Annotated in this window: 15 protein-coding genes and 1 tRNA gene; 8 read left to right on the top strand and 8 right to left on the bottom strand. The window is 44.9% G+C overall.

The features are described from left to right. The first annotated feature begins 22 nt into the window (after positions 1-22). Entirely contained in the window at positions 23-1450 is a 1428-nt protein-coding gene (locus tag J0656_RS04450; protein WP_207031832.1) for an amidohydrolase, read from the top strand. Positions 1451-1522: 72 nt separating this feature from the next. After that, positions 1523-2527 (top strand): pirin family protein, encoded by a 1005-nt coding sequence (locus J0656_RS04455; protein ID WP_207031834.1) that lies wholly within the window; start codon positions 1523-1525, stop codon positions 2525-2527. A 6-nt stretch (positions 2528-2533) separates the two neighbouring features. Here J0656_RS04455 and murA read toward each other — a convergent pair whose 3' ends face one another. From murA to J0656_RS04470, 3 genes are all read right to left on the bottom strand, one after another. Further along, a complete protein-coding gene (murA, locus tag J0656_RS04460) occupies positions 2534-3841 on the bottom strand; it encodes a UDP-N-acetylglucosamine 1-carboxyvinyltransferase (RefSeq protein WP_207031836.1) in 1308 nt (435 codons plus the stop codon). Positions 3842-3856: 15 nt separating this feature from the next. Continuing rightward, positions 3857-4507: a DUF4290 domain-containing protein gene (locus J0656_RS04465; protein WP_207031838.1), complete on the bottom strand. Its 651-nt coding sequence runs from the start codon at positions 4505-4507 to the stop codon at positions 3857-3859. 81 nt (positions 4508-4588) lie between these two features. Next, positions 4589-4876: a DUF493 family protein gene (locus tag J0656_RS04470; protein WP_207031839.1), complete on the bottom strand. Its 288-nt coding sequence runs from the start codon at positions 4874-4876 to the stop codon at positions 4589-4591. 88 nt (positions 4877-4964) lie between these two features. Here J0656_RS04470 and J0656_RS04475 point away from each other — a divergent pair, with 88 nt between their 5' ends. The 5 genes from J0656_RS04475 (at position 4965) to J0656_RS04495 (ending at position 9492) form a co-directional block, all read left to right on the top strand. After that, positions 4965-5528, top strand: coding sequence for an AAA family ATPase (locus J0656_RS04475; RefSeq protein WP_207031841.1), 564 nt, complete (start codon positions 4965-4967; stop codon positions 5526-5528). After that, complete coding sequence (locus tag J0656_RS04480; RefSeq protein WP_207031843.1) at positions 5528-7420, top strand: RecQ family ATP-dependent DNA helicase; 1893 nt, start codon at positions 5528-5530, stop codon at positions 7418-7420. The genes J0656_RS04475 and J0656_RS04480 overlap by 1 nt, the downstream gene beginning before the upstream one ends. Then, positions 7401-8363: a methionyl-tRNA formyltransferase gene (gene fmt, locus J0656_RS04485; RefSeq protein WP_207031845.1), complete on the top strand. Its 963-nt coding sequence runs from the start codon at positions 7401-7403 to the stop codon at positions 8361-8363. The genes J0656_RS04480 and fmt overlap by 20 nt, the downstream gene beginning before the upstream one ends. Positions 8364-8539: 176 nt before the next feature. Continuing rightward, complete coding sequence (locus J0656_RS04490; protein WP_014034238.1) at positions 8540-8812, top strand: HU family DNA-binding protein; 273 nt, start codon at positions 8540-8542, stop codon at positions 8810-8812. Between the two features lie 119 nt (positions 8813-8931). Beyond that, positions 8932-9492: a YqgE/AlgH family protein gene (locus J0656_RS04495; RefSeq protein ID WP_207031847.1), complete on the top strand. Its 561-nt coding sequence runs from the start codon at positions 8932-8934 to the stop codon at positions 9490-9492. On the opposite strand, the gene J0656_RS04500 is transcribed toward J0656_RS04495, so the two are convergent. Continuing rightward, positions 9489-10334, bottom strand: coding sequence for an aminotransferase class IV (locus tag J0656_RS04500; RefSeq protein WP_207031849.1), 846 nt, complete (start codon positions 10332-10334; stop codon positions 9489-9491). The two genes, J0656_RS04495 and J0656_RS04500, sit on opposite strands and share 4 nt — an antisense overlap. A 54-nt stretch (positions 10335-10388) precedes the next feature. Beyond that, entirely contained in the window at positions 10389-10772 is a 384-nt protein-coding gene (locus tag J0656_RS04505; RefSeq protein ID WP_166247892.1) for an START-like domain-containing protein, read from the bottom strand. Between the two features lie 139 nt (positions 10773-10911). On the opposite strand from J0656_RS04505, the gene J0656_RS04510 reads away from it, so the two are divergent. After that, positions 10912-10985: transfer RNA gene (locus J0656_RS04510), tRNA-Met, on the top strand. Positions 10986-11222: 237 nt separating this feature from the next. Here the strand turns inward: J0656_RS04510 and J0656_RS04515 are convergent. From J0656_RS04515 to J0656_RS04525, 3 genes are read right to left on the bottom strand one after another with little or no spacing between them, the layout of a single operon-like run. After that, positions 11223-13892 (bottom strand): prolyl oligopeptidase family serine peptidase, encoded by a 2670-nt coding sequence (locus J0656_RS04515; protein WP_207031851.1) that lies wholly within the window; start codon positions 13890-13892, stop codon positions 11223-11225. Next, on the bottom strand, positions 13882-15267 hold the full coding sequence (locus J0656_RS04520; protein ID WP_207031852.1) for a RagB/SusD family nutrient uptake outer membrane protein: 1386 nt from the start codon (positions 15265-15267) through the stop codon (positions 13882-13884). The genes J0656_RS04515 and J0656_RS04520 overlap by 11 nt, the downstream gene beginning before the upstream one ends. Before the next feature lie 17 nt (positions 15268-15284). Beyond that, positions 15285-18305, bottom strand: a complete 3021-nt coding sequence (locus tag J0656_RS04525; protein ID WP_207031853.1) for a SusC/RagA family TonB-linked outer membrane protein — start codon at positions 18303-18305, stop codon at positions 15285-15287. Positions 18306-19432 lie beyond the last annotated feature (1127 nt).

The raw sequence follows: 19432 nt of genomic DNA on the forward strand, positions 1-19432 counted from the left end.
TAACTAACTCAAAACCTTTAAAATGAAGAAACTTTCAACCTTACTCCTTTTGGGATTGATGTCGCTCAACCTAGCGGCCCAAAAGATGTCCAAGGACAAAAAAGCCGTTGTTGCTTCCGTAGAAAAACACAAAGAAAACCTTATCAAAATCAGCGATTCCATTTGGGCTTTGGCCGAAACTGCTTTTGAAGAATCCATTTCTGCCGAATTGCTGGCCGATTATGCCGAAGAAAATGGGATGACCGTTACCCGTGGTGTGGCAGATATCCCAACGGCTTTTATAGCAACTTATGGTTCGGGGTCTCCCGTAATCAGTGTCTTGGGCGAGTTTGATGCACTTCCAGGCCTTTCACAAAATACCGTCCCCACCAAAGACCCAAGAATCGAAGGTGAACCAGGTCATGGCTGTGGACATAACATGTTCGGTGCCGCAAGTTTGGGAGCGGCCATCGCCATTAAAGAACAAATTGAAGCGGGGACAATCAAAGGAACTGTAAAATTCTTTGGAACACCTGCCGAGGAAAAATTCTTTGGAAAAGTTTGGATGGTAGAAGCCGGTCTTTGGGACGATGTAGATGTTAATGTAAGCTGGCACCCATCAGCTGAAATCGAAGCCGACGTACAGAGTGGATTGGCCTTGGTTGATTTTATGGTAGAATTCTACGGACAGGCTGCCCATGCTTCCGCAGACCCATGGAATGGTCGTAGTGCCTCCGATGCCCTAGAATTATATACGACAGGAATCAATTACTACAGAGAGCACATTAAACCCACATCCCGCATCCACTACCACATCCAAGATGGCGGGCAAGTGGTTAACGTGGTTCCGGATTATTCAAGACTGTGGGTGCGGGTACGTGATCCAAAGAGAGATGTAATGCTTCCCACTTTTGAGCGGGTAAAGGCCATGGCCGAAGGTGCAGCCATTATGGCCAATGTAGAGTACAAATATTCTTTGATTTCTGGTATCTACGAAACTTTGGTCAATCGTGAAGGCGGTAAGATCATGCAGAACAATCTGGAGCTTTTAGGCCCGATCACTTACACCGACGAAGAGATTAGCTATGGTAAAGCCATTCAAGAAGCGACCGGAAAGCCACAAGTGGGCATGGACGGAGAAGTCCATCCCCTGAAAGAAACACAGGAACTGCCCGGTGGTGGCTCTACTGATGTGGGCGATGTAAGCTGGAATGTACCGAACATTAACCTCGGGGTTACTGTGGCTCCAAAAGATACGCCGTGGCACTCTTGGGCCGTAGTAGCCTGCGGTGGAATGAGCATTGGGCACAAAGGAATGATCTATGCTTCCAAAGCCATGGGGATGACCATGCTGGACCTTTTTGATGACCCGAAATTGGTGGAAAAAGTAAAAGAAGAATATAAGACCAGAAAAGGTGATGTAAAATATGAGGCCATGATCGATGGTCCGCCACCTATCCCTGGCAAATAACTTAAATTACAATTTGATTGAAAAGCCTGCCCTTCGCAGGCTTTTTAATCTTGAAAAATTAAACATTACGCTATGAAAAATCCTATTATTCAAACCTTTCCGTTAAGCTCCCCTTGGCAAACCCTTGACCCTTTTTTGTTCAGTGTGTACCATTTGGACCGTTTTCCAAAAGGAAACGGAGATATGGGGCCAGATGAATCTTTGCTGAAAGGGCGAAATCTAGGTAGTGATTTTAACCCCAATGCCGAATGGCGTATGTACCACGGTCAGACGATTTCTGGGTTCCCCTTCCATCCACACTGCGGTTTTGAAACGATTACCATCGTCAACAAGGGGTTTTGTGACCATTCCGATTCCCTTGGTGCGGCCGGTAGATTTGGCAAGGGCGATGTACAATGGATGACAGCAGGAAGAGGCGTACAACATTCAGAAATGTTTCCATTGCTAAAAGATGATGAGGAAAACACGTTGGAACTTTTTCAAATCTGGTTGAACCTTCCCAAAGCCGGAAAGTTTGTTGATCCACACTTTAAAATGCTATGGAACGAGGATATTCCGATTATTGAAGAAGAAAACGCGAAAATCAAAGTAGTTGCAGGTACCTACAAAAATGTGAACCCTATTGACCCTGCTCCGGATTCATGGGCAGCCAATCCCGAAAACGAAGTAGCGGTTTGGAACATTCATGTGGATGCAGATTCAGAATATACGCTGCCAAAGGCGAATTCTTCTGAAGTAAACCGTGTGCTCTATTTTTATGAAGGTGATGAAATTTATATCGAGGACAAAAAAATCAATCCAAATTTTGGAATTGTTCTGGACCCAACGCAAGATGTCAACATCAAAATAGGTTCTGAAACAGCTCATTTTATGATTCTGCAAGGAAAACCTATCGGAGAACCCGTTGCCAAATACGGTCCTTTCGTGATGAACACACAAGAAGAAATCCAAAAAGTAATGGAGGAATACCGCCTTACACAATTTGGTGGATGGCCATGGCCACATCCTGATAATGTGCACGATAAAGACCGTGGCCGGTTCGCACTTTATCCTGATGGGAAATTGGTCGAGAAGTAATAAGAATTAAACCCTAACAATATTGGCCCCGATGGCACGCAAGCGCTCATCGATGTTTTCGTAACCACGGTCTATCTGTTCGATATTATGGATAGTGGAAGTCCCTTTGGCGGACAATGCCGCAATCAAAAGGGAAACCCCTGCCCTAATATCGGGAGATACCATGGTGGTGGACTTTAATGTGGATTTGAAATCATGCCCAATGACCGTGGCGCGATGTGGGTCGCAAAGAATGATTTTTGCTCCCATATCGATTAATTTATCCACAAAGAACAAACGGCTCTCGAACATTTTTTGATGGATAAGCACTTCTCCTTTGGCCTGTGTTGCCACAACCAAAATGATGCTCAACAAATCTGGGGTAAGTCCAGGCCAAGGAGCATCTGCAATGGTCAGAATGGACCCATCAATAAAATTCTGTATCTCGTAACCGTCTTCATGCTTTGGGATAAATATGTCATCACCCTTTCTTTCCACGGTTATTCCCAACTTACGGAACACGTTTGGAATCACTCCTAAATCGTCCCAACTCACATTCTTAATGGTGAGTTCACTTTGGGTCATTGCCGCTAGACCGATCCAGCTACCAATTTCGATCATATCGGGCAACATGGTATGCTCGGTACCTCCTAAGGCATCCACACCTTCAATGGTCAACAAGTTGGAACCGATACCAGAGATCTTTGCTCCCATGCGGTTAAGCATTTTGCACAATTGCTGTAGATAAGGCTCGCAAGCAGCATTGTAGATAGTAGTTGTGCCTTCGGCCAAAACTGCGGCCATTACAATATTTGCCGTTCCAGTAACCGATGCTTCGTCCAAAAGCATATAAGTCCCTTTCAGCTTATCGGCCTCAACTCCGTAGAAATGGTCTTCCTTATTGTATCGGAACTGTGCTCCCAATTTTATAAAACCTTCAAAATGGGTATCCAACCTCCTTCTACCTATCTTATCTCCCCCGGGTTTTGGAATATATCCTTTTCCAAATCTTGCCAATAGTGGGCCCACCAACATAATGGAACCACGAAGCCCTCTCCCATCTTCTTTGAATTTGGCGGATTGCAGATAATCAAGGTTTACATCATCTGCCTTAAAGGTGTAAGACCCCTTGCCTTTCTTCTGGATTTTTACTCCCAAATCCTCTAGAAGGGCAATCAACTTATTGACATCTACGATGTCGGGTATGTTATTAATGGTAATTTTTTCTTCTGAAAGCAATACAGCGCAAAGAATCTGTAGTGCCTCGTTCTTTGCCCCTTGGGGTGTAATTTCACCGTGCAATTGGTGTCCACCCTCTATTCGAAATGTACCCATGTATTCCTTTGGAGTTTAATATCTTTTTTTGCGGCCCCTCTGTCCTTTTTTTCCTCGGTTATTGCTGTTATTGTTGGACCTGCTTGGCTTATTTTTAAGAAACTGCCCACTTTCTGTAAGGCTTTCGTCACTTTTTGCCAAATCTATTTGTCCATCACTAAGTTCCTTAAGGTGATTAAAGATTACACTATCCTCGACCGTGTCCTTGTTCCAAACCAAATAACACTTTTTCATGTGGTTGGCTATGGCATATTCCAATCCAGATCGCATATCACCTTTGTCCCAGCTTACGGCAACATCTATCATTCTTTTGATATTGTTCCCGTAAAAACGGTACTTTGGGTGGTTCTGTGGGTAATCCAACGGTTCTGGGCGTTGTTGCAAAACCTCTTTTGACGTAATCGGAAACGGGGAATCGACATCCAATTTAAAATCGGCCATAATGAACAATTGGTCCCAAAGTTTATGCTGGAAATCAGGAACATCCCTAAAGTGGGGTTGTAAATTTCCCATTACACTGATAACGGATTTGGCCACTCTGTTACGTTCGTCGCGGTCTTCGATCGACACAGCATGATCTACCATTTTTTGGAAATGACGACCGTACTCCGGGATAAAAAGGTGTGGACGTTCCGTGTTGTATTCTAAATTAAATATTTCGTTCAAAGTAATGTGTTTAGAGATTTGATACTTGGAAAGTAATCCGATAATGTCCGCAAAGTAATAAAATTATAGCAAATAAAGGGTCTACAAAGAAATAACCCCTTCAACAACGGAAACTTCCTTATATTTTTGGATTACTGCATCCGGATCTTCCAGATCCACAGTAATGGATAAACTGGTATATGTTCCTTTTTTAGATTTTTTTGATTCGATTACGGCACCGGTATTGTCAAAAATATCTTGAATCTGCGAAATACGTTGCTCATCCGTCGGAACTATGAATTTATAGAGATATGTGGATGGCCAAGTGGTACTTTCCTGTAACTTTTCTTTCAGCTTTGCGTAAAACTCTTCTGTATCCTTATTATCCATACCTCAATTTTATACAAATATATGGCTTACCCATCAATTTTTTTTCCTTAAGTCGATTTCATTACTTTGTAATATAAATTCAAGGTCTTTGGGAAAGAAGAAAATAGTTGTCACGGGAGCACCGGGAACCGGTAAAACTTCCATCGTAAATGGACTGGAAAGCATGGGTTACCATTGCTTTCATGAAATTATCCGTGATATGACCTCAAAAGCGAAAGAAGAGGGACAAACGGAACATTATATTTCCAATCCCTTGGTTTTTGTGGATGATGCGTTGCAGTTCAACAAGGATTTATTGGAAGGAAGAACGTTCCACTACAAGGAGTCCCTTAAAATAGATGTTCCCATCAGTTTTTTTGACCGTGGTATCCCTGATGTACTGGCATATATGGATTTTTTTGGACAGGAGTACGATGATTTTTTCACTTCCCATTGCGAAAATCACAGGTACGATTCCATTTTTATTGTTCCACCTTGGAGAGAAATCTATGTTTCCGACTATGAACGAATGGAAACCTTTGAAGAAGCAGAGAGCATTCACCATTCTTTGATGAAAACATATACACAATTTGGCTATAACCCCATCGAAGTGCCAAAAGATGACGTCCCAAATCGGATTGATTTTATTTTGAAGACACTTAAAAATTTATAGTGGATAAGGATACCACAAGCATTTTAAAACAATTTTGGGGGTATGATGATTTCAGGGGATCCCAAAAACAAATCATCAGCACCGTTCTGTCCGGGCAAGATGTTCTCGCATTGATGCCTACTGGAGGAGGAAAATCTATTTGTTATCAGGTACCTGCACTGGCCAAAGACGGTATTTGTATTGTAGTCTCTCCGTTGGTAGCATTAATCCAAGATCAAGTATCCCAATTAAAAAAAAGGGGCATTAAGGCCATTGCGTTAACAGGAGGCATCCCCCCCAACGACTTGAACGACCTTTTGGATAATTGTGTCTACGGCAACTATAAGTTTTTGTATCTATCTCCCGAACGCTTGCAGCAGTCTATCGTCCAGGAACGTATCCAGCAAATGAACATCAACCTCATTGCTATTGACGAGGCCCATTGTATTTCGCAATGGGGCAACGATTTTAGGCCCGCCTACCTTGAATGCTCCATTTTAAAAGAACTGGTTCCCGGAACCCCTATGATAGCCCTAACGGCAACTGCAACTCCGCGCGTAGTAGCGGACATTGTAGAGAATTTGGAATTGGAAAATGTTGAGATTTTCAAAGATTCCTTTTCCCGTTCCAACATTAACTTTAAGGTAAAACGTTCGGAGGACAAACTGTACCAGCTCAAAAAGTATATGGAGAAAATTAGCGGGAGCTCCATTGTGTATGTGCGTTCCAGAAAAATGTCCATATCGTTGGCCAACTTTTTGATAAAAAACGGCATTTCCGCATCATTTTTTCATGGTGGGATTCCCAAATCCGATAAAGAAGAAAAACTTAACCTTTGGTTAAGTGGCAAAGTTAGGGTGATGGTGGCCACCAATGCTTTTGGTATGGGAGTGGACAAACCGGATGTGCGGTTGGTTATACATTATCAAATACCCGACAGTTTGGAAAGTTATTTCCAAGAAGCCGGTAGGGCCGGACGTGACGGGGAATCATCAACAGCAATCATCATCACTTCCAACGAAGATGAAGATAAGGCCAAAAAGCAATTTCTATCCACTCTGCCCGATGTGGCTTTCGTGAAACAGGTCTATTCCAAGCTCAACAATTATTTTCAGATATCCTACGGCGAGCTTGTTTCCGATTCTTTGTCCTTTAAGTTCAATGAGTTTTGTAAGCGATACGAGTTCAACCCGAACATGACCTTTAATGCCATTCGCATTCTTGACCAGAATTCCGTGCTATTGCTTGCTGAGAATTTTAAGGAGAAAACCACGCTTCAGTTTGTAGCTTCCAAAAATGAGATATTCAATTATTTGGACAAAAACAGGAAAACGGCCCCCATCATCCAAACCATTCTTCGCACATATGGGGGCATTACGGAATATGAGACAAAAATCGACCTATACATGTTGTCCCGAAAAACAGATGTGAACGAGGGGCGTTTAAAAAAGATATTACAGCAACTTGCAGACGATAGGATTGCGGAATACGTGAACAATACATCTGACCTGGAAATTACTTTTTTGGTACCCCGTGAAGACGACCATACCATAAACCTGTTCGCCAAGAAAATCAAAGATTTTAATCAGGTAAAACAGAACAACATGGCGGCGATGTTGGGATACGTTTCCAATAAAAAGCTGTGCCGTAGCATATACCTATTGAATTATTTTGGAGAAAAGACTGCGGAAAAGTGTGGCACATGCGATATTTGCACCAAGAAAAAAGTAGTGGCTTCTCCCCATGATTTGGAGAAAAGGGTCATGGAACTCCTGGAAATCCGCCCCCATACGTCACGACAGCTCGAAAAGGCCATTGGGGCAAAAGAAAAAGAACTTTTAAAAACGTTGGAGCGGCTGCTGGAAGATGAGCAGGTCTCCCTAAATTTTAAGAATGAGTACATCAAAAAATAATCCACTTCGCATTGTATTTATGGGCACCCCCGACTTTGCTGTGGGAACTCTAAAGAATTTATTGGAAGCCGATTTTAATGTGGTCGGCGTAGTGACTGCACCCGACAGGCCCGCTGGCCGTGGGCGTAAGGTCCAAGAATCGGCCGTAAAGCAATTTGCGGTACAACATGGCTTAACAGTCTTACAGCCTACCAATTTAAAGGATGAGGATTTTCTCGAGGAACTAAAGGCGCTAAATGCCAACTTGCAGGTAGTGGTCGCCTTTAGGATGCTGCCCAAAGCCGTTTGGCAAATGCCTCAGTACGGTACTTTTAATCTTCATGCTTCCCTCCTTCCCCAGTATCGTGGTGCGGCACCCATCAATTGGGCGATAATCAATGGCGAAACCGAAACGGGTGTCTCTACCTTTTTTATTGATGAAAAAATTGATACGGGAAACATTATCCTTCAAAAAACAGAAAGAATATTACCAGCGGACAGTGTAGGTGACCTGCACGACAGATTGATGGAGCTTGGAGCTAACCTTGTTGTAGAAACCTGCAAACAGATTGAAGCAGGTACAGTTTCCCGACAACCACAAAATGAAAACATGGTACTCAAACCCGCACCAAAAATACATAAAGACACCTGCCGGATTGATTGGAACGCACCCTTGGAAAGTATTTATAACCATATTAGGGGATTGAGTCCATACCCCGGCGCTTGGACCATGTTGGTGAACGATGGCAAAGAGGACCAAATGAAAATCTTTAAAACTGAAAAGCTTCAGGCAGAGCACAATCACAGTATTGGAAAAATATTGATAGAGAAAAAATCATTGAAAATAGCGGTGAAAGAGGGTTATATTTCGCTTTTGGAGTTACAACTTCCAGGGAAACGCCGAATGCAGGTCAACGAGGTTTTAAATGGCCTAAATCTGGAAAATGACGCCTATCTTCGCTAAAGCCTTGCTGTGATTGGGCTAGGAAATGTTGTCATTTTTTTCCCACTTTATCAACAAACGTTTCAAGTTATCAACAAAAACCCTTATTTCCCTTGGTTTTACTTGCGTGAGACGCAAATCCATATAAATTTGTTCAGCATTAAAATTATATTAACAACAATTAATTTAATTCCATTATGAACAAAACAGAATTAATCGATGCTATGGCAGCTGATGCTGGCATCACTAAAGCAGCAGCAAAAAAAGCATTGGAATCTTTCTTGGGAAATGTAGAAGGAACGCTTAAAAAAGGAGACAGAGTTTCCTTGGTAGGTTTTGGTTCTTGGTCAGTTTCCAAAAGAAGCGCTAGAGAAGGTAGAAATCCACAAACTGGAGCTACTATTAAGATTGCCGCTAAGAACGTTGTAAAGTTCAAAGCAGGTGCTGAATTGAGCGGTGCAGTTAACTAATCAATTATTTATTTAATATATGAAAGCACTCCTTTAGGGGTGCTTTTTTAGTTTATATGCGTTGTGTTTTTTGCATATGTAGAATAATATGTTAAATTTAAGTACAAGAAAAAATGTAAATGGTAAGTCAAAAGCCTAAAAAAGGGAATTTACTTGTTGCAGAACCATCACTTACCGGTGACGTTTCTTTCAACAGGTCTGTTGTACTTATTGCCGAACACAACCACGAGGGTTCGGTTGGCTTTATTCTGAACAAACCTTTGGACTACACCATTTGCGACCTTGTTTCTGATATCACCATTCCTTTTCAAGTTTTTAATGGCGGACCTGTGGAACAGGACAATCTTTATTTTATCCATAAGGTTCCTGAGCTCATTGAAAACAGTATCGAAATTTCCGATGGTATTTTTTGGGGCGGTAATTTTGAAATGACAGTGGAACTCATCAATAGTGGAACCATAACCGAACAGGACATCAGGTTCTTTTTGGGATACTCTGGTTGGGGTATCAGCCAACTGGACCAAGAACTGTCATCAAAATCTTGGGTAGTGTTGCCCAATGAATACGAAAGCAGCATTCTGGAAAAAGCTGCGAACGCTTTTTGGAAAGAAAAGATGATGGAACTTGGCGGAGATTATGTTCTATGGTCCAATGCCCCCGAAAATCCTTCGCTCAATTAACCGATACGCGCCTTAGCATTCAATTTTCCCACGAGGCTTTTTGCAACCTTGGCCTCAAATTCTTTCTTCCTGTATTTGCTGATGGGTTGAATGCCCACAATGGAATTGGTAATAAAAAGTTCGTCCACTTTTTGAAGTTCGAAGGGAGAGATGGAATCCTCGACCAAATCGTACTCTTCGGAACCTGCAATGATTTTCATCAAATTTTTACGGATGATACCATCCAAACAACCATCACTTAAGGGCGGGGTCTTGATTTCATTTCCCTTCACCAAAAATAGGTTTCCGTTAATGGCCTCTACCACCTTTTTATCGGTATTGACCAATAAACAATTGGCATAGCCATTTTCTTCCGCATACACTCCTGCCACAACATTCAATATTTTGTTGGTGGATTTTAGGTTGGAGAGCATATCTTTGTTCACATAGTAATCTTTGAACAATTCCACTTCGTACTCGCCTTCTTCAATAATAAAGAAAGGGGATTCCATGGCACTAGTCTCTATAACGTAGGATACCTCATTTGTGGATGGGGTATACAATCCTCCTTCATTTCTAAAGACGGTTAAACGGACGCGAACCGCTCCACTATACAATTTATTTGAGGTAATGGTCTTTTTAATTTCCTCTTCCAAAAACTCCAGTGTGAATTCCATTGGAATTTCCATACGCAAGATGCGCATAGAGGCCATTAACCTAAAATAATGATCTTCCCAAAAAAAGAGGGTTCCATTTACGTATCTAACCGACTCAAAAAGGGCATCTCCATATTTAAAGGCCCTGTTATTGTTCGTAAAAATTGGCTTATCCTCTGTTAAAAGTTCTCCGTTGTAATTGACCATAAAAAAGTCCCGATTTAAATCGGGACCAAAGATACGGTTTACTTGAGAATAGGACTAGGTGGAACCAAGAACCTGTTTAAGGTCGGAAACCTGGTTTTCCCAAAGCATTTTTGCCTCATCCACCTCGTCATCCTCAGCAAAGTCTGTTATAAATAGTGAAACATCCTTTGTTATTTCATCAACTATTATTCTCATTTCAAAAAATGAACCATCCTCATTTTCTTCCCATGCCAGCTTTACGAATTCCTCACTTTTTCGCTTAAGCAGTTTTGCGCGCTCTTCTGCACCATCCCAAATAAAGGTGAAAATTTCTCCACGGGAATTTACATTATCGGCATACCATTCAGACAGTCCCGAGGGAGTGGAAATATATTGGTAAAGCAACTGAGGTGAAGCTTGAATAACAAACTCCAGTTCAAATTTGACCTTATCACTCATTGTCGTGTTCTTTAAATCGTTATTTCAACTTTTGTATAATTTGGGAAGATATAAAAATAAATATCAAATAATAAATTAATAATGAATTTTGATTCAGCGAAAATTTAAACATATATTTGCACCCGCTTAGCAAAATGACGGCGAGGTAGCTCAGCTGGTTAGAGCGTCGGATTCATAACCCGGAGGCCGGGGGTTCAAGTCCCCCTCTCGCTACTAAAAAGACCACTTTAAAAGTGGTCTTTTTTTGTTTTGTCATTTCCATATTTAAAGTCAAACACTAATTTTTGGGTGCATTTTAAGCCTTTATATTTTCTTCCTGATCAACAACTTATTCACATCTTTTTAAGACAATAGAAGTATTGTTATATTCGAAAACAGGCAAATAGGCCAAATATAAAAAGACCGCCTAAAACTTTTTAGACGGCCTCTTTCTGTGTCCTCTCTTTATTGTTATTTTTTGACCATCCACTCCTTTTTAGGATGACCCTTTAAGTAATGGTCTATCCACTCCTTCATCCGCATTACAAGGTCTCTTTTGTTTTCCTCATTCAAAATGGTATGCCCTTCTCCTGGATACACCAAGAGTACATGTTCCCTTTGGAGCCGTCTCAACGCCAAGAACAGTTCCACGCTTTGATACCAGGACACATTAGGGTCTTCCTTACCGACCCAGGCCAACAAGGGTGTCTTGATCCCATGCACGTTATGAACCGGCGAATTGCGGACAAAGCCCTCAAAGTCCTCCTTAAAACTGTTGCCCATCCGAAATTGATGGTGTTCATAACGCCAAGCTTCGCCCTGTCCGCTCTTTTCATTTATAGAGAGGTACCGGCTCACTATATCGGTTATGGCAGCTCCCGCAATTGCTGTTGCAAACATATCGGTTTGGGAAATGATATAGGTCGTTTCAAAACCCCCGAAGGATGCCCCGTAAAGTCCGATCCTTTCAGGGTCGGCCAAACCCATGTCAATTACCTTGTTGACCGCCGATACCACACAGTCCAACGCACTCTCACCGGTCTTGCCCAATTCATATTTGATATCGGGATAAAGTACCGAGTATCCCTCGGAAGCCAGGACCGATGGATTCAAGTAGTCGGTATTAATGGACTCTGTGGGCACAACTGACCTATATAATCTGCCCTGTTGTTCCTCATAAATACGTACCACCAAGGGGTATTTTTGGCCGGGGTCGTAATTGGCCGGATGTACCAATACACCTTTTAACAGTTCTCCATTCTTGTTTTGATAACCGATCAACGAGGATCTGCCCCATGCATATTCTGATTGAAAGGCATTGGGGACGGCCAAGGTCTTGGGATCCTTTCCCTTTTTGAGGTGGACCAGTCGCGTCGGTTCTTCAAAGGTCTCCTCCAGATACATATAATCCTGGGTGTCCTTTGCCTTTCTTAATCCATATATCCGTTTCGGTCTATACACCAATGTCTGCAGGCCCTTTTTCTTGCTCCAAAAAAAATAACCGGAACCCTGGTCATCCCCGGACCCCTGAAGTACCAATCCCTTACCCAAATCAAATCTACCCCCCATAAAAGCGGGAAATGTGTGGGTATAGGGTTCCATAAGACTGCTTGCATGGATTCTGTATCGAATCCCCTTTTCCCTTCCCTTGGTCAACCGCTTGCGGTTCCTCCCATCGACCGTAACCTTCCAAATGTCATAACGGTCATAAACAAGGACCTCCTTCCCTGTTTTGTCCCAACCTGGGCTCCCATAGGCCATAATATTGTCCCTGTTGTCCCTTTCCATATAGGACCAATCCATGTCCAGACCCTGGGTCAAGTTGATGTGCCGCTCCGCTTTTACATCATATAGCCACCAATTTCCCTTTTTGAAATATTTCAGGTATTTACCGTCGATTGACATGGTCAAATATTTTACCTGATAGGTCAATTCATCAACAACCAGTTGTTTGTTCCCCGTTTCCAGGTCGGTGATATAAAAATCCAGATCTGCATTGCGCTTGTACTGGGGTTCATTATCCCAAAGGTTAAAGGACAAAACCCGAGAGAAATCGGGAGTGGGAACCACGTTGGGGTGCAAGGGACTCCCTATTCGTTGGACCTGGCCGGCCCCCGGTCCCCAGATGTAGTCATATAGTCGATTTGATTCCATGCCCAATGCCCTCCTCCTGGGATAAATCAATTTGTCCTTTGAATGCCATATTTCCACAACCGGTTCCTCCTCTTTGCTTTTCTCCCCCATCTTACCAGCCTTGAACATCACCTTGGAACCATCAGGGGAAATCAGTAACCGATGGTCCGCGACCATCAGCGTATCACAATCCCCGGACCCCAAGCGGGACCATTGCCCCATGGAACCTATCTTGTGGAAATAAAGGACGAGGCCTCCCGATTCACTTTCCTTCTGAAGGAATGCAAAACTGTTCCCCGAAGGACCCCAGACCAAATGTTGGAAAGGGTATTTGGATGTCATCAACAAAGTGGGCTTCGGTTTCCCTGAACCCAAATCCAGGAGATTGAGGGTATACCCATCACCTTCCTTTCTCGCAAAGAGAAGCTTTTCACCCTTTGGGGAGGCCAAATGGGACTCCACTGCGGCCAAACGGCATACTTTTCCGGTTTCCCAAAAGCGTATTTCAAGACTTTGTCCCTTATTTTCCCCTCTTGGCCTTTTTATTAGGGCCCAAGTCCCTTTTTGGCCCATTTCAATACCCAGAACAGGTTCCAATTCCTCTATCCTTCCATTGTCCAGCTCCTGTACGCGCAAAGTCCCATCTTTTTTGATCAACACCCTACTTCCATCAGGACTGAAATCCGAACGTCCCCCACCAGGGTGGACATATCGGTCCTTCCCATCTGTGGAGCGTATAAAAAGGGTGTCCTGGCCATAATCATATTGCTTGATATAGGAGACCCATTTGCCATCATCGGAAATTTCGGGCATCAAAAGAGTACTCCAACGATGGTAATCCTTTGGGGTCAGGGACTTTTTCGAGGTTACCTGCCCCCATAAGGGGCAGGTGGCCAACATCAATAAAATAAATGAGAACAAAACCTCGCGGTTTGTCTTTGGTTCCCTTTCTCCCTTTCCTGGAACAAGAGCCGGTATCCCCTTGTTTTGATGTGTTCTAATAACCATCGTTCTGGGGCCTTAGATCAGGGTTTGCCAATAGTTCCGATTGCGGTATGGGAAAAAGTAGGTGGCTCTCCTGCCAGTTCGGCTTTAACGGTCCAAGTACCTCACCGGCCTTTTGAAAACGTTTCAGATCGAACCAGCGATGGCCGAACTCGGTAAAGAGCTCGTACCTTCTCTCCCGCAACAGGGCGGTTTCCAGTTCTTCCCCATTCAGTCCGGCGAGATCTGGAAGACCTGCGCGGCCACGGATCTTGTTCAGGTCCGCCATCGCTCCCTCAAGATCTCCCAATTGCATACGGGCCTCCGCCCTGATCAAATAAAGCTCGCCCAATCGTAGAACTACGGAATGTTCCACCGAACTTCCAGAAGGCCCCCTAGCCCTGTATTTGTAAGGGTGGTACCAAATATCGGTTCCATCGGTAACGCTCTTTGTCCATTGAACGGCGCGCTGATCATTAATGGCAAAACCATCCATAAGGGATTGGGAGAGGGCTCCCATTGTGGGGGGGCCTTGCTCAAATATAAATGTCAACGCCTCCAATGTATTGTTCCCCGGCGTTCCCGGACTCAATTGCCATAGAATCCCCTTGCTCCCCTTCAAAAACACATTGCCCAGATCTTCTTCCCAGACATATTGGCCCGTGGCCCCCAAAACGACATCCGTAGCGGAAAGTGCATCCTCCCAATACCCAAAATAGAGTTGTATCCTGGCCAAAAGGGCCATGGCGACAAATCGGTTTGCCCTTACCCTATCAGCTGCCACATATTCAATGGGAAGCAATTCCATGGACTCTTCCAGATCATGGACCAGATGTTCATGTATCCCCGAAGCCCCCAATTTCCCTATGGTAGCATTTACCATATGGTCTGTTCGGGTCACATAGGGTATATCGCCAAATAGCTGGGAGAGATAAAAATGGATGAACCCCCTAAGGAAAAGGGCTTCTCCCTTTATCTGTGCCCGATGGCCCCCTGGCAGGGACATACGCTCATCCAACCCTTCCAAAATGGAGTTACAGGCATAGATCAGGTTGTAACTGTCGTTCCACAATGTGGCCACTTCGGAATTGGTCGCCAACACGGAATGGACTGTAAAATCATGGAGGGACGCGGTCTCCGAACCATAATAATCCAGTTCATCCGCATAGTGGGCCAAAATATTGCCGATACCGCGGGAACCGCCGGTGATCAGGGTGCGGTCCCGAAGGGAGGCATAGATATTGGCCAAAGCGGCGGTGGCCGTGGCGGGATCGTTAAAAACCGCCTCGCCCGTCAATTGGGAGGGTGGAAGTTCCATCTCAACAAAGTCCGTGCACCCCACTGTTATTGGGAGCCAAAGTGTCATATAAAGTTTGAACAGTAATCGTTGTTTTATCATTGCTAAGAGGTTTTACGTTAAAATGTAAGTTTAGTGCCCAGGGTGATCTGTCTCAATGGGGGCAACCGACCACCTCCCGTGAACTCGGGGTCGCCCCAACGGTATCCCGAAATTGTCAGTAGGTTATGGCCCTGTAGATAAAGGGTACAATCCATGCCGCTATCGTTCGAATTGGGTAGGTCGTACATCAGGGATATGGTCTTTAATCTCACAAATGAGGCGTCCGATATAGCCATATTGCTACTTCCGTAACGGTTAAAACCTTGGACGGCAAGTGTATTTCGGCCAGTCGTATATTGCTGTATTGGGCCGTTGTCCCCTGCTTCCCGCCAACGGTCCAATACATCGACCGGTTTGTTCGACATCAATCCAGGGTAGCTTCCGTTGAAAATATAGTTCCAGTTCTGTTGCTTCTTGAACTGAAAAAGAAAATCCAGCGCAAAAGGGCCAATGCCGAAACTGTTCACTATGCCCCCAAAGTAATCAGGGCCCACATCCCCGATCCATTGCTGGTCGTTGGGTGCCGAAATAACACCGTCCCCGTCATAGTCCCTGAATCGGTAGACCCCGGTAGCAGGGTCCACACCGGTACTTAAATACAGTTTACGTATGCCCAATGGCGCTCCCACCACTAGGCGGTCGGCATACGTAGAGGTCTCCAGTCCGGGAAAGGAGAGCAGTTCGTTCTTGGGTATGCTCAGGTTCATGCCCAGTTCCCATTTGAATTTAGGGGAATCCCATAATCGGGAAGTAATCTCCAGTTCAACCCCCCTGTTCTGGACCACAGCATCCAAATTGGCCTGGAGGCCGGTGAAGCCCGTCGTGCCCGGCATGGGAATGCCCACCAGTTGATTGGATGACCGGTTGCGGTAATAATTGCCCGCCAGCAGGATACGGTCCCGCCAGAGACCAAGCTCCAGCCCAACCTCCAATTTATCATTGCGTTCCCATCCAAAATCGGGATTGAACAGACGGGAGGGCACCAATGTTTCGACCCCATCATAATTGACCCCTCCCAAGCCATAACTCTCAAAAAATTGATAGTCCCCTATCTGGTCGTTCCCCGTGGTCCCGTAGCTGCCCCTTAATTTTCCAAAGCTCAAAAAAGGAAACGCTCCCTTGATCATGCTTTCTTCCGAAAACAGCCATGCGGCCCCAATGGCGCCAAAATTGGCGAACTGCCTACCGGGACCAAAACGGGAGGAACCATCGCGCCTGCCGGTAAGGTTCAGGATGTACTTCTTTTGATAGGCCACGTTGACCCTTCCAAAAACAGCTTGGTACCTATATGAATCATGCGTGTTCCGATTCACATCAATATAATTGGCGGCAGAGATATCGTCCAAGAGATGGTTGCTTGAAAAGCCTTCCCCATAAAGTCCCAATTGCTCTTTCCCCTCTTGTTGGAAGGTACTTCCCACCAAAACATCAATCTTGAGCCCTTTTGCTCGGCCTTGCCATTGCAACTGGGGCTCCAAGATCCAAGATGCCCGCGATGCAATTCCCTTATAAACGACTGAATATCGGCTATCGGCCCCGTAATAGGGATTGTACCTGGTCGAGGGCAGGATCCTGCTATCCTTCATCCGTGTATCGGTATAGCCCATGTTCAACTTGGCCATGAGCCCTTTAACAACTTCATATGTGGCGACACCATTTGTGGTCAGGGTCTTGGTGATCGAAGAAAAACGGCTCTCAAGATCTGCTAAGGGGTTGTTCCATGTATTGTCGGCCCAGTTCAGTTCCCCATGATCGTCATAAAGGGCGGGGGCGTTGGGGGCCAAGGTACGGGAGGTAAGGGTAAGGTCCGCTGCGGGCAGGTCGTTGTCATCGACAACATAGTTTCCGGAGAAATGGAGCTTGAAACGTCCATCGTCAGAACTATGGTCCAGATTCAACAGGACACTTCCCTTTTGATAACCGGACTCCCCGGGAAAAACCGTGTTCTCCCTTTGGTAGGTCCCGCTCATCAGGTAACGGGTGCCGTTGCTGCCACCGGATACGGATGCCTGTGCCATGGTCCGGTGCACCGTTCCCCCGATCAGTTCCTTTTGCCAGTCGGTGTACCGGCCCTGGTCCCAATTACCGTTCACATCGTGGGCGTTGGCGGGGTACTCTTCGATGCCATCATTGGCAAAGGCCTCCCTTCTCATCTCCAAGTACTGTGGTGTGCTCAACAGGTCCATGGACCGGGTGGCCCTGCCCAGGGTGGTATTGAGGTGGATGTTGACCTCTGCCTTGCCCGACCGCCCTTTTTTTGTGGTGATCAAAACCACCCCATTGGCGCCACGGGACCCATAGATGGCCGTGGCATCGGCATCCTTCAGCACCTCGATCTTTTCTATATCCGCGGGGTTGATCCCATTGAGCGGACTGATGCTCCCTCCCAGGATGCCCGAGGTCTGGGTATTGTTGATCGGGTCGGAGGCAAAGGGTACCCCATCCACAATATAGAGCGGATCGTTGCCTGCGGCGATACTGTTCCGTCCCCTGATCTGGATGTTGAAACCTGCGCCCGGTAGGCCCGAGGTCTGGGTGATGTTCACCCCGGCCATCCGTCCCTGTAGGGCCGCCAACGGATTGGAGACGGGCTGTTTTTCGATTTCGGAAGCTGTCACCTTGCTGATGTTCCCCGTACGCTCCCTTTCGGTAACGGTATAGTAGCCCGCATTGAGCACCACTTCCCCCAATTGGGTCACGTCCTCCTCCAGCATGACAGCAATTTTGTCCCTACCCGAAATGGGCACGGTAAGGGGTTTAAAACCGACCATGGAAAAGACCAGCACATCGGACGGAGAGGCTTGAATGGAAAAGGATCCGTCCAAACCGGAAATGGTCCCGATACGCTTGGACTCCACCACAAGGTTCACCCCGGCCAGGGGGTTCCCCGAAGTATCGGTCACGGTGCCGGAAACGGTGGCCTGTGGCGGTTCCAAGACTGTGCCCGCCTGCATATATAAGGCACAAGAGGGCATTAAAAAGATATAAAGGAGCATGAGTAGGGAGACCCTTCGCATACATATTGATAATTGTTTCATTTTGTTGAGTTCGTTTGATTAAAATGTCGGTTGTCATTACAATACCAAAGGACAATGGACTATCCATAGGTCATCATGTACACGGCCCCAAAAGTCACGGCAAAGACGTAACTCCCAAAAAGGCATCAAGGTTCGGGCATAGGCCACCCTGTCCAAGCAGTAATCGTACCTGGAACTAGGGTTCCTTAACTAAAAAAGACTATGGTTTCGTGATAGGGCCGGTTGCCCAAAAGGTGTATCTGTTCAATATGGGACAAAAAGATAGTTTGAACCGGAAAAAAGTGTAGCGTGCATCCCATATATAGCCTTAAGGATTAAATGGGGTTTCTAGGTTTTTTCCTAAATAGTAAATGAAATGTAGATATTAGAACATTCCTTAAATAGTAAAGCATTATTTTTGGGTTTTAGTTGGTCATAAATCGTTTAAGCAAATCTGTTTTCAAAAGTCCCCGGCCATGTCCATTTGCCGTTAAAGGATAAAGAAGCTACTTTTATGGTCATTGTAATTGATGTTGAAAAAATAAAACCGCCTTTAGCTCGGTAAACCCATATTTTCTGTGGGCAAGGGGTTTGTATTGTCGGACAGTGGTCAAAGGGTTTGCCCCCTTGGCCTGCATGGAGCCACGTCCTTGCTTTTAGTGCTAGAATTTTTGGGTGCTCATTTGAGGCGCATTTGATGTTTTTTGAAATAGGTTGAAGGGATTGTAAATGACGGATACTGGCATAGGTAATATCACTGCTGCCAGTGAACTTCGGACTGTGACTAATGGTGATTTTACAAACTTCGTTTTCATAATGATTATGTAAACGATGTGTACTCGGGAAGCCGGAGAAAAGCCTTAATGGGCAAAACCAATAAAGCGAGCCTCAATGCTTTGAACGTGGTACCGTCAAGAACCGCCACAACCAAAGTTGTGGTTCCCCAAAGACTGACATGAGACCCGCCCTATTGGTTTATATCGCGAAGATACAAATTCCAATAGATAGCGAGCTCACAGTCGGCTCATAGGGAAAATTGACGGTTTTCGTTTATGAGTGACATCGTGTTAAGAAAGTATCAAAAACTCTTTCTTTTAATTGTCGCTTAAATAACTAAAACAAATATAAAAACAAAAATTAAACGCTCC

The organism is Flagellimonas aurea (genome assembly GCF_017313785.1).
Lineage (GTDB): Bacteria > Bacteroidota > Bacteroidia > Flavobacteriales > Flavobacteriaceae > Flagellimonas > Flagellimonas aurea.